Here is a 14,477-nt window from a genome sequence, read left to right as displayed (position 1 = left end):
CCGCCCCCTCCCCCGTCGCATTCTCGGAGTTCCTGCGGATCGTCTGGCTGACGCCGGACTTCGACGCCTTGTTCCGCGGGGCGGCCGGCGACCGGCGCCGCTTCCTCGACCGGCTCGTGCTCGCCGTCGATGCCGGCCACGGCGCCCGCGTCTCGGCGATGGAGCGGGCCCTGCGCTCCCGCAATCGGCTCCTCGACGAGCGGCCGGACGACGGCCGCTGGCTCGATGCGGTGGAGCGCGAGGTGGCCGAGCTCGGTGTCGCCGTGGCGCTCGCCCGGCGCGAGACGGTGGAGCGCCTCGACCGGCTGATCGCGGAAACGCGGGACGATGCCGCGCCCTTCCCTTGGGCGTCCTTGCGGCTGGAGGGCGACCTCGACGATCTCGTCGCGGTCTGGCCGGCGCTGGAGGCGGAGGATCGCTTCCGCCGCGCGTTGCTGCAGGGCCGCCACCGCGACCGCGCCGCCGGCCGCATCGAGATCGGACCGCAGACGACGGACCTCGTCGTACGCCACGGACCCAAGGACGTGCCCGCCGCCACCGCCTCGACCGGCGAGCAGAAGGCGCTGCTGATCGGCCTCGTGCTGGCCCATGCCCGGCTCGTGCGGGCGATGAGCGGGCTCACACCCCTCATCCTCCTCGACGAGGTGGCCGCCCATCTCGATCCGCGGCGGCGCGCCGGTTTGTTCGACGCGCTCGAAGCGCTGGAGGGGCAGGTCTGGATGACGGGCGCCGATCCGGCCCTGTTCGTCGAGCTGGAAGGCCGGGCCGACCTCATCGGTGTGGCGGAAGGCCGCCTCGTGCCGGCCGGAGCGTGAGGCTCAGACCCTCGCGTCAGGGATGTCGGTCTGCGCGAAGTCGTTGCCGACGAAGAGGAGCGGGACGTTGCGGGTTCGGGCGCAGGCATAGGCGAAGCAGTCGCCGAGATTGAGTTGGGCAGGATGGCCTTGTCCCTTGCCGTAGCGCGCGTAGGCCGTGACGGCGGCCATCGACTCCTGGCTTCCGATGGCGACTTCCTCGATCTCGGCAGTCTGGAGCAGGTGCCGCACCAGCCGTTCCGCCTGCTGGACCGACGCCGCGCCGAGGCGGCGCAGAGCCATCACCGTTTCGACGACGGCTACCGCCGAGGTGTAACGGACCGGTGCCTCTTCGAGCCGACGCGTCAGCGCCTCCGCCTCCGGCTCGCGTGCGATGATCGCGACCATCGCCGATGCATCGACGAACATCAGGGCTCGTCGTTCATGTCGTCGAAGAACGCCTTGTCGGCCTTCAGGCCGGTCTTCGGCCAGGCGGCGAAAGCCTCCTGGATCGGCTTGATCCGTTCGGCGAGCGAGGGCGACGATTCCCGCCGTTGCAGTTCGTTGGACAACGCCATACGCACCGCCTCGGTCTTGCTCACCCGAGCCTGCGATGCCAGCTTCTCGGCGAGGCGGTTCACCTCCTCGCTGCGGATGTTCAGGGGCATGGCGGCCTCGTTGTGTAGACAGCCGCAAACTATTGCCTACACGCCTCGTCCGCAAGTCGGACGAGGACCTCGATCACCCGTTCGCCTCGGCAAGTGACCCGATGACTGCTCGCCTCGACGAGGCCCGTGCCGCGCTGAAAAAAACCTTCGGCTACGACGACTTCCGCCCCGGCCAGGACGAGGTGATCGGCGCCGTGCTCGACGGCGCGGACGTGTTCGCGGTGATGCCGACGGGCTCGGGCAAGTCGATGACCTACCAGTTGCCCGCCCTGGTCGATGCCGGGCTCACCGTGGTGGTCTCGCCTCTGATCGCGCTGATGCACGATCAGGTGCAGCAGATGCGCGCCTTCGGCATCGAGGCCGCGACCCTGAACTCGACGGTGGCCGAGGCGACCTCGCGGGAGACGTGGCGGAAGATCCGCTCCGGCGACCTGCGGCTGCTGTTCGTCTCGCCCGAACGGCTGCTGATGGACGGCTGCATGGAGGCCCTGTGCGGGGCCGGCGTGCGGCGGCTCGCGGTGGACGAGGCGCACTGCGTCTCGCAATGGGGCCACGACTTCCGCCCCGAATACCGCGAGATCGCCCGCGCCCGCGAGGCGCTCGGCAACGTGCAGACGCTCGCCCTCACCGCCACCGCCGACGCGGCGACCCGCGCCGAGATCGCCGAGCGGCTGTTTCCGGCGGGGCGCCCGCCCAGGACCTTCGTCCATTCCTTCGACCGGCCGAACATCCGGCTGACCTTCCAGCCGAAGGACAACCCGACCCGCCAGCTGGAGCGCTTCCTGCGCGACCGGCGGGCGGAGAGCGGCATCATCTACTGCTCGTCGCGCAAGCGGGTGGAGCAGCTCGCCGACACCCTGAAGGGCGACGGCTTCAACGCCCTGCCCTACCATGCCGGGCTCGACCAGGGCACGCGGGCGCGCAATCAGGACACCTTCCTGCAGGAGGACGGTGTGGTGATGACCGCGACGATCGCCTTCGGCATGGGCATCAACAAGCCGGACGTGCGCTACGTCTGCCACGCCGACATGCCGACCAACATCGAGGGCTATTATCAGGAGATCGGCCGCGCCGGCCGCGACGGGCTGCCCTCCGACACGCTCACCCTCTACGGCCTCGACGACATGGCCTTGCGCCGCCGCCAGATCGACGAGAAGGAGATCTCGGACGAGCGGCGCCGGGTCGAGCGGCGCAAGCTTGAGGCGATGATCGCGCTCTGCGAGGGCGCCGCCTGCCGCCGGCAATCGCTGCTCGGCTATTTCGGCGAGGCGAGCGCCGCTTGCGGCCGCTGCGATCTCTGCCGCAGCGGCGTCTCGCTCATCGACGGAACGGTGGCCGCCCAGAAGCTGCTCTCGGCGATCGTGCGCACCGGCCAGCGCTTCGGCGCGGCCTATGTCTGCGACGTCGTCCACGGCAAGGAGAGCGAGACGATCCGGCGCAACGGGCACACGGCGCTCAAGACCTTCGGCGTCGGTGCCGACAAGCCGGTGGCGGCGTGGCGGGCCCTGCTGCGCCAGCTCTTCGCCGCCGGGGCGGTCGCCGAGAACACCGACGGCTATGGCGGCCTCGTCATGACCGAGAAGGGCGAGGCGATCCTGTTCGGGCGCGAGACCATCGAGGTCAGGCCCGATCCCGAGCCGAAGAAGGCCGAGCCGAGGAGCCGCCGCACGGCGGCCCGCGACGACGAGGCGAATGCGCTCAGCGAGGCGGACGAGGCGCTGTTCCAGCATCTGCGCGGCCTGCGCGCCACCATCGCCCGGGCCGAGGGCATTGCCGCCTTCATGGTGTTTCCCGATCGCACCCTGATCGAGATGGCGCGCGCGAAGCCCGTCGATCTCTGGGCTTTGCGCTCGGTCCACGGCGTCGGCGAGCGCAAGCGCGAGGCCTACGGCGAGCGCTTCACCGACGCGATCCGCGAGTTTCTCGACGACGCCAAGAAGGCCGGCTGACGGGCTTCGTCCCCTCGCCCGCCGAACCCGATCCCCTTCACCGAGCCGTCGGCGACTCGGCGGGACGGCCCGTCGCATACATCTGCGCTTGCCATGCAAGGGTTATCCACATATTGTCCACAGAAAGAACATAACACGAACATCAGCCGCCGACAGAGGCGGCGCCCCTCCTAACACGGACCCGGTCCACAGCCTGGGGACAACCATGAGAACCGCCGACAAGCAGATCGCCGACATCCTCGTGCGCTACGGCGAGCCCTTCGCGGGCAACGTCTGGCGCGTGCAGGGCACCGCCGTCATCTACCACAAGACCCTGGAGCGGATCGCCGGCCACACAAAGATCCGCTTCGACCCGCCGACCCTGCTGCGCAGCGAGCGCGACGAGGCGGTGATCCTCGTCACCGGCCGCATGCCCGGCGAGAAGGCGGGCGAAGAGCGGGTCGAGTGGTCGATCGGCGAGGCGCTGGTGAACGTGAACTACCGCGTCTCCGGTCGGCAGGCGGCTTATGTCTACGCCATGGCCGAGAAGCGGGCGAAGGACCGGGTCATCCTCAAGCTGATCGAGTTGCACGGCCTCGTCTATTCCGAGGAGGAGGCCGACGAGTTCCGCCAGAACCAGCCGATGGCGATCCGCGCCGTGGATGAGGATTTCGATGCCTCCCCGGCCTTCGACGAGGTGACCGAGCAGGAGGCCGACCTCAAGCGCCTGATCGACGAGGCGGAGTCGATTAATGCGGTCACCGACCTGATGCTCGACGAGCGCACGCAGGGCATCCTCAATGCCATGCCGCACGGCACCCGCGAAGAAGTGCGCGACTATGCCAAGGCCCGCCTGCGGGCGCTGGGCTGGCCGCCGGCCAAGAAGGCCGGGCGCGGCAGCCGCGCCGCGTAACGGGATCCCGAAGGGCAAGCCCTTCGGCCGGGCGCCGGGGCAGCGCCCCGGTCTCACCAGGGCTCTGCCCTGGACCCGCGAAAGGACTCGTCCTTTCGAAACCATGACGGGGTGAGGGCATGAACGCGCCGGTCCGGCCTCCCGATCTCGACGTGCTGGCCGGTTCGGTGGAGCGCGTGACGTTCCACAGTGCCGAGACCGGCTTCTGCGTCCTCAAGGTCCATGCCCGCGGCCGGCGCGACCTCGTGTCGGTGGTGGGCCACGCTCCCGCCATCGCCGCGGGCGAGTGGCTGACGGCGGCAGGGCGTTGGGTCACGGATCGCGAGCACGGCCTCCAGTTCCGCGCCGACACGCTCCAGGTGACGCCGCCGACCGGGATCGAGGGCATCGAGCGCTACCTCGCTTCCGGCCAGATGCGGGGCATCGGCCCGATGATGGCCAAGCGCATCGTCGCCGCCTTCGGCGAGGCGGTGTTCGAGATCATCGAGGCCGAGCCCGCTCGCCTCACCGAGGTCGAGGGCATCGGCCGCAAGCGCGCGGCCCGCATCGTCAAGGGCTGGGCCGAGCAGAAGGCGGTGCGGGAGATCATGATCTTCCTGCACGCCCACGGCGTCGGCACGGCGCGGGCGACCCGCATCTTCCGCACCTACGGCGGGGATTCGCTCAAGGTGATGGCCGAGGATCCCTACCGGCTCGCCCGCGACATCCGCGGCATCGGCTTCCGCACGGCGGACGCGATTGCGCTGCGCCTCGGCCTCGCCCGCGACGCGCCGCAGCGGCTCGCGGCAGGGGTGTCCTACGCGCTCCAGACGGCGATGGACGAGGGCCATTGCGGACTTCCCGTCGAGCGGCTCGTGCGTCTCGCCGCCGACCTCCTCGACGTCGCGCCCGATCTCGTCCGCGTCGCGGCGGCGCTGGCGCTCCGCGAGGGACGCGAGGTCGTGGCCGACACCCTGCGCGGCGAACCCTGCCTGTTTCTCAAGGGCCTGCACGGGGCCGAGCGCGCCATAGCCATGCGTCTCGCCGAGCGCGCCGCCGGCTCGCCGCCCTGGCCGCCGATCGACCTTGCGCAGGCCCGCCCTTGGGTCGAGAGCAGGACCGGCAAGACCCTGTCCGCATCCCAGGCCGAGGCGGTCGGGCTGGTTCTGCGCTCGAAGCTCTGCGTGCTCACCGGCGGCCCCGGCGTCGGCAAGACCAGCACGCTCGACGCGATCCTGCGCATCCTGACGGCGAAGGGCGTGCGGGTGCTGCTCGCCGCGCCGACCGGTCGGGCCGCCAAGCGGATGACCGAGCAGACGGGGCTCGAGGCCCGCACCCTCCACCGCCTGCTCGAAATCGACCCGCGCAACGGCGGCTTCCAGCGCGGCGAGGACAATCCGCTCGAGTGCGATCTCCTAGTCATCGACGAGACCTCGATGGTCGACGTGCCGCTGATGCACGCCCTGCTCAAGGCGGTGCCGGACCATGCCGGCCTGATCCTCGTCGGCGACGTCGATCAGCTGCCCTCCGTTGGCCCCGGCCAAGTACTCGCCGACGTGATCGCCTCCGGCCGCGTGCCGGTTGCTCGCCTCACCGAGATCTTTCGCCAGGCGGCGGAGAGCCGGATCGTCGTCAACGCCCACAGCATCAATACGGGGCGGATGCCGCTCACCGCACCGAAGGGCGAGGACAGCGATTTCTACCTCGTCGAGATCGAGGATGCGGAAGCCGGCGTCGACACGCTCGTCGAACTCGTGACCCGGCGCATCCCGCGCCGCTTCGGCCTTGACCCGGCTCGCGACATCCAGGTTCTGACGCCGATGATCCGCGGATCGCTCGGCAGCCGCAACCTCAACAACGCGCTGCAGCGGGTGCTGAATCCCTCGCCGTCCGCGCAGGTGGAGCGCTTCGGCTGGCGTTTCGCCCCCGGCGACCGGGTGATGGAGACCCGCAACGACTACGACCGCGACGTGTTCAACGGCGATCTCGGAACGGTGAGTGCCATCGACGCGGAGGAGGAGGCCCTCGTCGTCGATTTCGACGGCCGGCCGGTGGTGTACCCGTTCAACGAACTCGACACGCTGGTGCCGGCTTTCGCCACGACGATCCACAAGGCGCAGGGCTCGGAATATCCCGCGGTGGTGATCCCGGTGGTCACGCAGCACCGCACCATGCTCGCGCGCAACCTGCTCTATACCGGCGTCACCCGCGGCCGCCGCCTCGTGGTGCTGGTCGGCCAGCGCCGGGCGATCGGCATGGCGATCCGCGAGGCGGCCTCGCGGCGGCGCTGGGCGAAGCTGCGCGAATGGCTCGAAACTGCCTGAGACGGGGGACCGCGTTTTGGCCTCGCCCCGGCCCCGCCGCATCGTGTAGGCAACGGACGACCGAGCGACTCGCCGAGACGCTCGACCTTCCCGTCTCCGAGAACGGCGGTCCGCCATTCCTGACTCTGACACGCAGCCGGTGCGGCAGGTCTTCTATCTGCCGGGTTTCGATCCGCGCGAGCCCGAAACCTATTGGGGTCTGTTCCGACGCGAGAGCCGCATCACGGCCGAGCGGCGCGGCATGGCGATCACCGTCGGCGATCCGGTCCGCTCGGCGGACGGCATCAGCCTTGATTGGGATGTGCGAAGCGAGGCCGACGGTGACGCGACGCGGGTGCGCTACTCTCTTCTGCGCTGGGACGACATCGTCCGAGCCCGGTTCCCCCGCTCCAACCTGCGGCGGCTGACGAGCCTGCCGGGATTATGGTGGCGGTTGTGGCGCTCCGGCTACCTGCGGCGATTCCAGCGCGAGGCGCGGCGCTTCTACCGGGTCATCGTCAGCGTCCACCAGTTCTATTTAGTCTTCGTGCTGGCGAGCCTCGGGCTGGCCGTCGCGGCGGTGGCGCTGACACCGCTCTCCGGGCTGCCCATGCTGGCCGGAGCGGCCCTGGTCCCGGTGCTCGCCTACGCGATCCTGGCGCTCGTGATGCATCTGACCCGCGGAAAACCGCTCTACGTCGCGCATCTCGTCGACGACACCACCTTCACGCACGACCACGCCGCGGGCCGCGAGACCGCGATGCGCGAGCGCCTGGGTCCCTGGGCGGAGCGCATCCGCGCGGCGGAGGGGCGGGCCTCCGAGATCGTGGTGATCGGGCATTCCTCATCGAGCTTCCTCGCCTTCGAATGTCTCGACCGCATCCTGACGGCCGATCCCGATTTCGGCCGGCGCGGCACGCCGGTGACCCTCGTGACCATCGGCAGCGTCATTCCCTGGATCACCCTCGATCCGCGGGCGGAGGAGACGCGCCGCGCGCTCGACCGGGTCGGCCGCGACGGGGCGATCGGCTGGCTCGATATCCGCGCCAACTGGGATTGGCTCTCGATCCACCTGCGCGATCCGGTGAGCGCCTCGGGCCTGCCGCCGCCACCGCCCGGCCGCTTCGCCGTGATGCGGGTTGAGATCGAGGATCTGATCGAGCCCGACCTCGTCGCGCGGCGGCGCTGGAATCTGTTCCGCATGCACTTCCAGCTCCTGATGTCGAGCCGGGCGCCGGACGCCTTCGATTACGTCGCCTTCGTCGCCGGGCCGATGCCGGTGCACGAGGCGGTCGAGCGGTGCCGGACGCAGCGCAGCGTGGCTGCGAGCGAGGAATTCACCTAGAAGAACGGAAGGACCGGCTTGTGCGCAATCGGCTTAAGGAAGCCCATGCCCTTTGCAGCCGGTGCTGATCCGCTCTAGAGCGGAGCGCGAAGTTGTTTCGCGTCGCAGGGGCCCATCGGATCCATCGCCGGTCGGCCCCGAGGGGTCCGGGTCGGACCGCGGCAAAGGTTTTGGACAGGGCCTTCGGATGTTTCGCAACGACGTTCCGATCACACCCGAGCTGGTGCGCCAGCACGGCCTGACACCCGACGAGTACGAGCGCTTCCGCGCCCTGGTCGGCCGCGAACCGACGCTGACCGAACTCGGCATCGTCTCGGCGATGTGGAACGAGCACTGCTCCTACAAGTCCTCGCGCAAGCACCTGCGCGGCCTGCCGACCTCCGCACCGTGGGTGATCCAGGGGCCGGGCGAGAATGCCGGCGTGATCGATATCGGCGACGGGCTCGCCTGCGTCTTCAAGATGGAGAGCCACAACCACCCGAGCTTCATCGAGCCCTACCAGGGCGCGGCGACCGGCGTCGGCGGTATCCTGCGCGATGTCTTCACGATGGGGGCACGGCCCATCGCCGCCCTGAATGCCCTGCGCTTCGGCTCGCCCGACCATCCGCGCACCCGCCACCTCGTCTCCGGCGTGGTCGCGGGCGTCGGCGGCTATGGCAATTCCTTCGGCGTGCCGACGGTGGGCGGCCTCGTCGGCTTCCACAAGCGCTACGACGGCAACATCCTCGTCAACGCCATGGCGGTCGGCCTCGCCCGCACCGACGCGATCTTCTACGCGGCGGCCACGGGTGTCGGGAATCCGATCGTCTATCTCGGCTCGAAGACCGGCCGCGACGGCATCCACGGCGCGACCATGGCCTCGGCCGAGTTCGACGAAGCCAGCGAATCGAAGCGCCCGACCGTGCAGGTCGGCGATCCCTTCGCCGAGAAGCTGCTGCTGGAGGCCTGCCTCGAACTCATGGCCTCGGGCGCCGTCATCGCGATCCAGGACATGGGCGCGGCGGGCCTGACCTGCTCGGCGGTCGAGATGGGCGCCAAGGGCAATCTCGGCGTGGAGCTCCACCTGGAGAAGGTGCCGACCCGCGAGGAGGGCATGACCCCCTACGAGATGATGCTCTCGGAGAGCCAGGAGCGCATGCTCATGGTGCTCAAGCCGGGCATGGAGGCCGAGGCGCAGGCCATCTTCGTGAAGTGGGGCCTGGACTTCGCCGTCATCGGCCACACCACCGACACCCTGCGCTTCGTCATCAAGCACAACGGCGAGACCGTCGCCGACCTGCCGATCAAGGAACTCGGCGACGAGGCGCCGCTCTACGACCGGCCGCACCTCGCCAACACCCATCAGCCGGTCATCAGTGCCGCGAGCGTCGAGGCGGGCGTCCGGAATGCGGAAGCGCTCAAGCGCCTGATCGGCTCGCCCGAACTCGCCTCGAAGCGCTGGGTTTACGAGCAGTACGACCACTTCATCCTCGGCAACACCGTGCAGAAGCCGGGCGGCGATGCGGCCATCGTCCGGGTCGAGGACGGTCCGAAGGGGCTCGCGCTCACCACCGACGTCACGCCGCGCTACTGCGAGGCCGATCCAATCGAGGGCGGCCGGCAGGCGGTGGCGGAAGCGTGGCGCAACATCACCGCCGTCGGCGGGCGTCCGCTGGCGATCACCGACAACCTCAATTTCGGCAACCCGGAGAAGCCCGAGGTGATGGGCCAGCTCGTCGGCTGCCTGAAGGGCATCGGCGAAGCCTGCCTCGCCCTCGACTTCCCCGTCGTCTCCGGCAACGTCTCGCTCTACAACGAGACCAACGGCGTCGGCATCCTGCCGACCCCGACCATCGGCGGCGTCGGCGTCATGGACGACGTGGAGCGCCACGCCACGGTCGCGCTCAAGCGCGATGGCGACGTGCTGGTCCTCATCGGCCGCACCGACGGCTGGCTCGGCCAGTCGCTCTACCTCTCCGAGATCGCGGGCCGCGAGGAGGGCGCGCCGCCGCCGGTCGACCTGGCGGTGGAGCGCCGCAACGGCGACTTCGTGCGCAGCCTGATCGTGTCCGGCATCGCCGACACCGTGCACGACCTCTCCGACGGCGGCCTCGCCGTGGGGCTCGCCGAGATGGCGATGGCCGGCGGGATCGGCGCGGCCCTGCCGGCGGCGCCGGACGGCGTACCGGCCCACGCCTTCCTCTTCGGCGAGGATCAGGCCCGCTACCTGATCGCGGTTCCGGCCGAGGCTGCGGCCGACCTCCTCTACAGCGCCTCGGCGCAGGGGATCGATGCGGCCACCGTCGGCATCGTCGGCGGCGACAGCTTGGTGCTGCCGGGCGAAGAGACCATATCCGTGGCCGAGCTGAAGGCCGCGCATGAGGGCTGGTTCCCCGCCTACATGGCGAGCCAGCCGGCTGCCCCGGCGGCGTAACGAGACGAGAGCGAGCGGAGAGCCCCGATGCCGATGGATGCGCGCGAGATCGAGTCGATGATCCGCGAGGCGCTGCCCGACGCGCAGGTCGAGATCAAGGATCTGGCGGGCGACGGCGACCACTACGCCGCGACCGTCATCTCCTCCGCCTTCAAGGGCAAGACCCGCGTCGCCCAGCACCAGATGGTCTACGGCGCGCTCCAGGGGCGGATGGGGGGCGTGCTCCACGCCCTTGCGCTGACCACCGGCGTTCCCCAGGATTAGGCCGCACATTCACGAAGCGGGTCGCCCCGATGGACCGGCCGAGCCTCTACGACGACGACATCGTGACCTGGGCCGAGGAGCAGGCGGCGGCTTTGCGGGCGCTCGCGGCCCGGAGCGACCTGTCGAACGCGGTCGATTGGGAGAATGTCGCCGAGGAGATCGAGAGCGTGGGGCGGTCGCAGATTCGGGCGGTCGAAAGGCTCCTGGCACAGTTGTTCGCGCACCTGCTGAAGCGCGTCTCGGCGCCGGACGCTCCACCGAATCTGCACTGGCGCCACGAGATCATCGCCTTCCAGGCTGCGGTGCGGGCTCGCTACGAGCGTTCCATGCGACAGCGGATCGACTGGTCGAAGGCGTGGCGCATTGGGATCGAGCTTGCCGCCGGCGATCTCGAAGTCTACGGCGACACACTGCTTCCGCACCTGCCGACGGACTGTCCGCTGACGCCGGAGGATCTGCTGGCAGCCCCTTTCGATGCCGACGCCGCCCTCGTGCGGATCGCCGAAGCCGCGGCCTTGAAATCCGCCGGACATTCCTGACTTCAAGCAAACACCACGCGAACGCCAACGAGGACGATGCGATGACCGACGTCAACACCGCCATCAAGAACGAGATCGACTCCCACGACGTGGTCGTCTTCATGAAGGGCACGCCGCAATTCCCGATGTGCGGCTTCTCGGGCCAGGTCGTCCAGATCCTCAACTACCTCGGCGTGCCGTTCAAGGGCGTGAACGTGCTCGACGACATGGCGGTCCGCGAGGGCATCAAGGCCTATTCCAACTGGCCGACCATCCCGCAGATCTACGTGAAGGGCGAGTTCGTCGGCGGCTGCGATATCGCCCGCGAGATGTTCCAGTCGGGCGAGCTGCAGCAGTTCCTCTCCGAGAAGGGCGTGCCGGTGAAGAGCGCCGCCTGAGCGGCGACCCCTCCCGGGAAACTCTTGCGGGAAACTCTTGGCTGTCGAACAGGCTTGTCTCTCGGCGGGGTCGCCGGGAGATCAGCATGCACGACGTCATCATCGTGGGCGGCGGCCCGGCCGGGCTCAACGCCGCCCTGATCCTCGGGCGGGCGCGCCGCACGGTTCTGCTCTGCGACGCGGGCGAGCCGCGCAACGCCGCGACCCCGCGCACCTGGGGCCTGTTCACCCGCGACGGCACGCCGCCCTTCGATCTGCGGGCCCAGGGACGGGCCGACCTCGACCGCTACGACACCGTGGAATGCCGCGCGGTCGCGGTGACGGACGCGTTTCGCGAGGATGACGGCTTCACCATCGTCCAGGCCGACGGTCGTCGCGAGCGGGCCCGTCGCCTGATCCTCGCGACCGGCCTCGCCCAGGACATCCCCGAGATCGAAGGGTTCGACACCTACTGGGGCACCGGTGTGCATTCCTGCCCTTATTGCGACGGCTTCGAGGTCCGGGACCGCCCGCTGATCGTCTACGGCCGCGGGCATGGCGGCTGCGGTCTCGCGCTTGAACTGACCGGCTGGAGCCGCGACGTCACGCTCTGCACCAACGGTGGCGACGGCGATCTCTCCGACAAGGACCGCGACCGGCTCGAACGCAACGGCGTGCGGGTGATCGAGGCGGAGATCGCGCGGCTCGAGGGCGACGGGGGCCGCCCGACCTGCCTCCGGTTCCGGGACGGCGGCAGCACGCCCTGCGCGGCGCTGTTCCTGATGCCGTTCGCCTGCAGCCCCTCCCCGCTCATCGCGCAACTCGGCTGCGAACTCGACGAGACCCGCAGCGTGGTGCCGACCCAGGAATACGAGAAGACCAACGTGCCCGGCCTCTACGTGGCGGGCGATGCCTCGCGCCGGGTTCAGTTCGCGGTCGTGGCCGCGGCGGAGGGCGCGATGGCCGCCTTCGCCATCAATGCCGAGTTCGTCGCGGAGGCGACCCGGTAGAGCGGAGGAGACGGGCCGACTGGCTTCCGGCACGACGGAAAAAGGCGTCGGACGGCGCGTTGTCCGGAGCGGGGTGTCCCCTTCCCGCCACTCATCCGGAGCCGCAATGACCCTACCCGTTCATCCCGACACGCCGCGCGTCGCGGTCGCCTGCGGCTGCGCCCTCGGGGAGGAGGTCGTGTGGGATGCCCGCGACGGTTCGCTGCTCTGGGTCGATATCGAGAACCCCGCAGTCTGGCGGCACTGGCCGGCCACGAACGAGACCGTACGCCTGCCGCTCGATGAGAAGCTCGGCTTCGCCCTCCTAACCCGCGATCCGGACCGCGTCGTCGCTGGCTTCAAGTCGGGCGTCGCCGCCCTGCGGCTCTCCGACGGATCCCGCACGCCGCTCGTTCGGCCGGACGATGACCCGGACGGCAACCGACTGAACAGCGGGCAGATCGGGCCCGACGGCCGGCTCTATTTCGGCAGCATGGATGACGGGGAGGAAGCGGAGACCGGTCGCTTTCATCGCTGGGACGGAGCCCGCCTCGAGACCTTCGGGAGCGCGGCCGCGGTCACGAACGGTCCCGTCGTGAGCCCGGACGGACGCCGGCTCTACACGATCGACACGGCCAACGGCATCGTCCGGGTTCACGACCTCGACGAGGAACGGATCGGATAGGCCCGGACCCTCCTCCGGTTCGAGGAAGGCTGGGGCAAACCGGACGGCCTGACGCTCGACGCGGAGGGCCATCTCTGGATCTGCCATTACGGCGCCGGCCGCATCACCCGCTTCACCCCTGATGGACAGGCCGCCTACGTCGTTCCGATGCCGACGCCGCTGGTGACCAAATGTGCCTTCGGTGGGGAGGGCCTCTCGACGCTCTACATCACGACCTGTCTGCGCGGTCGCGACCCGACCCTCGACCCGATGGCCGGCCATCTCTACCAAGTCGAGACAAACTTCCGCGGTGTCCTGCCAGATCTTCTGGAACTGCCGCGGACTTGAGTTGTACAACTCTTGCGGCTGTGGTGTGCGGCTTCGCACCGCAGTACGTTCCGTTGCGACGCAAAGATGAAAGCGCGGTTAAGGCTGAAGAACTGAGGGAACTTATCCCCGTTTTGCCAGTTCTTCACGAACGGTCGAGCTTTCGCTCGTAAACCGCGTGCCCTCGTCGAGGGCGGGAGCGGGTCATGCCAGTCTTCGATGCGAAGAATCTGACGGAGCAGGGTGACGGCGAGGCGCTTCTCGCCATTATTCTTCACGCGACGCCGAAGGCGCGGGACGAAGCGCGCGAGCGCGGACGGATGCGCCTGGAGCGGGCGACGATGCTCGCCGAATTGGCTCCGGCCGTGCCCGGTGCGACGCTGGCCGCCGTCACACCCGCCGAAATCCTGCCGGTGACCTGACGACCTGCTGTCCGCGCAGGTGCAACCTCACCACGTCTGGGGCGTGATGATGCCCTGGCGCGTGACCACGACCCATTGCCGGCCTCGACGCTCGATCGCCTCGACCCGTCCGATTCCGGGCACCGCGTCGCCGCGTCCGACCTCGACCAGCCGGCGGCGGCGGTCTTCGAGGATCGCGACGCCGTCGTAGACGTCGCGCAGGGCCCAGCCATCCAGGGTTTCCGTCTTCGGCTTCTCGGCGAGGCTGCCGGTCTGGGTCGGCTCCGCCGCGCGTGCTTCGGGCTTCGACTCGGATTTCGCCTCGGACTTCACTTCTGGCTTGGCCGGGACGGCGGCCACGGCGGCTTGCGACTTTTTCTCCAGTTGCGCGATCATGCCGGCGATCCGGTCGCTCTGCTCGCGCTCACCGCGGGTCACCGTCTCGGCTAGGATCGTCAACCGCTTGTCGAGCGCCTGTTCGCTGCGCCCGATCCGATCGGCCAAGCTAGCGGCGAGCGCCTTGGTCTCACCGCGGGCGGCCTCGCTCGCCTCCCGCAGAGCGGTGGCGGTGCGGGCCAGCCGGTCGATCTCCTG

Annotated in this window: 13 protein-coding genes and 2 pseudogenes; 12 read left to right on the top strand and 3 right to left on the bottom strand. The window is 69.6% G+C overall.

All coding sequences use genetic code 11. The annotated features are described in order from the left end of the window. A partial coding sequence (locus MFF42_RS24490) for an AAA family ATPase (protein WP_238258519.1) occupies nt 1-815 on the top strand: 815 nt, incomplete at its 5' end. A 3-nt stretch (nt 816-818) separates the two neighbouring features. Here MFF42_RS24490 and MFF42_RS24485 read toward each other — a convergent pair. Beyond that, complete coding sequence (locus MFF42_RS24485) at nt 819-1,223, bottom strand: type II toxin-antitoxin system VapC family toxin (protein ID WP_238258490.1); 405 nt, start codon at nt 1,221-1,223, stop codon at nt 819-821. Continuing rightward, entirely contained in the window at nt 1,223-1,462 is a 240-nt protein-coding gene (locus MFF42_RS24480) for a type II toxin-antitoxin system VapB family antitoxin (protein ID WP_238258489.1), read from the bottom strand. Before MFF42_RS24480 ends, MFF42_RS24485 begins: the two co-directional genes overlap by 1 nt. A 101-nt stretch (nt 1,463-1,563) precedes the next feature. Here MFF42_RS24480 and recQ point away from each other — a divergent pair, with 101 nt between their 5' ends. From recQ to MFF42_RS24420, 11 genes and pseudogenes are all read left to right on the top strand, one after another. Beyond that, nucleotides 1,564-3,411 (top strand): DNA helicase RecQ, encoded by a 1,848-nt coding sequence (gene recQ, locus MFF42_RS24475; protein WP_238258488.1) that lies wholly within the window; start codon nt 1,564-1,566, stop codon nt 3,409-3,411. 205 nt (nt 3,412-3,616) lie between these two features. Further along, nucleotides 3,617-4,303: a trna delta -isopentenylpyrophosphate transferase gene (locus tag MFF42_RS24470; RefSeq protein WP_238258486.1), complete on the top strand. Its 687-nt coding sequence runs from the start codon at nt 3,617-3,619 to the stop codon at nt 4,301-4,303. Nucleotides 4,304-4,422: 119 nt separating this feature from the next. Beyond that, entirely contained in the window at nt 4,423-6,606 is a 2,184-nt protein-coding gene (gene recD2 / locus MFF42_RS24465; protein ID WP_238258484.1) for an SF1B family DNA helicase RecD2, read from the top strand. A gap of 139 nt (nt 6,607-6,745) precedes the next feature. Beyond that, nucleotides 6,746-7,930, top strand: coding sequence for a hydrolase (locus MFF42_RS24460; RefSeq protein WP_238258482.1), 1,185 nt, complete (start codon nt 6,746-6,748; stop codon nt 7,928-7,930). Nucleotides 7,931-8,117: 187 nt separating this feature from the next. Further along, a complete protein-coding gene (gene purL / locus MFF42_RS24455; RefSeq protein WP_238258481.1) occupies nt 8,118-10,343 on the top strand; it encodes a phosphoribosylformylglycinamidine synthase subunit PurL in 2,226 nt (741 codons plus the stop codon). Nucleotides 10,344-10,370: 27 nt separating this feature from the next. Beyond that, entirely contained in the window at nt 10,371-10,607 is a 237-nt protein-coding gene (locus tag MFF42_RS24450) for a BolA family protein (protein ID WP_012451972.1), read from the top strand. 29 nt (nt 10,608-10,636) lie between these two features. Then, the gene (locus tag MFF42_RS24445; protein WP_283206923.1) at nt 10,637-11,146 is read left to right on the top strand and encodes a DUF29 domain-containing protein; all 510 of its coding nucleotides are present in this window, start codon (nt 10,637-10,639) and stop codon (nt 11,144-11,146) included. 41 nt (nt 11,147-11,187) lie between these two features. Next, complete coding sequence (gene grxD, locus MFF42_RS24440) at nt 11,188-11,523, top strand: Grx4 family monothiol glutaredoxin (RefSeq protein ID WP_238258477.1); 336 nt, start codon at nt 11,188-11,190, stop codon at nt 11,521-11,523. Between the two features lie 86 nt (nt 11,524-11,609). After that, nucleotides 11,610-12,512: an NAD(P)/FAD-dependent oxidoreductase gene (locus tag MFF42_RS24435; protein ID WP_238258475.1), complete on the top strand. Its 903-nt coding sequence runs from the start codon at nt 11,610-11,612 to the stop codon at nt 12,510-12,512. After that, nucleotides 12,412-13,503, top strand: a pseudogene (locus tag MFF42_RS24430) (SMP-30/gluconolactonase/LRE family protein). The gene MFF42_RS24435 and the pseudogene MFF42_RS24430 overlap by 101 nt, the downstream one beginning before the upstream one ends. 185 nt (nt 13,504-13,688) lie before the next feature. Then, nucleotides 13,689-13,904 carry a hypothetical protein gene (locus tag MFF42_RS24420; RefSeq protein ID WP_238258473.1) on the top strand — a complete coding sequence of 72 codons (216 nt, stop codon included), beginning with the start codon at nt 13,689-13,691 and terminating at the stop codon, nt 13,902-13,904. A 27-nt stretch (nt 13,905-13,931) separates the two neighbouring features. On the opposite strand, the pseudogene MFF42_RS24415 reads toward MFF42_RS24420, so the two are convergent. After that, nucleotides 13,932-14,477, bottom strand: a pseudogene (locus MFF42_RS24415) (hypothetical protein); the annotation flags it as partial.

The sequence above is a fragment of the Methylorubrum podarium genome, assembly GCF_022179745.1.
In the GTDB taxonomy this organism is placed as follows: domain Bacteria; phylum Pseudomonadota; class Alphaproteobacteria; order Rhizobiales; family Beijerinckiaceae; genus Methylobacterium; species Methylobacterium podarium.
This window is presented reverse-complemented; position numbering and strand designations above follow the sequence as displayed.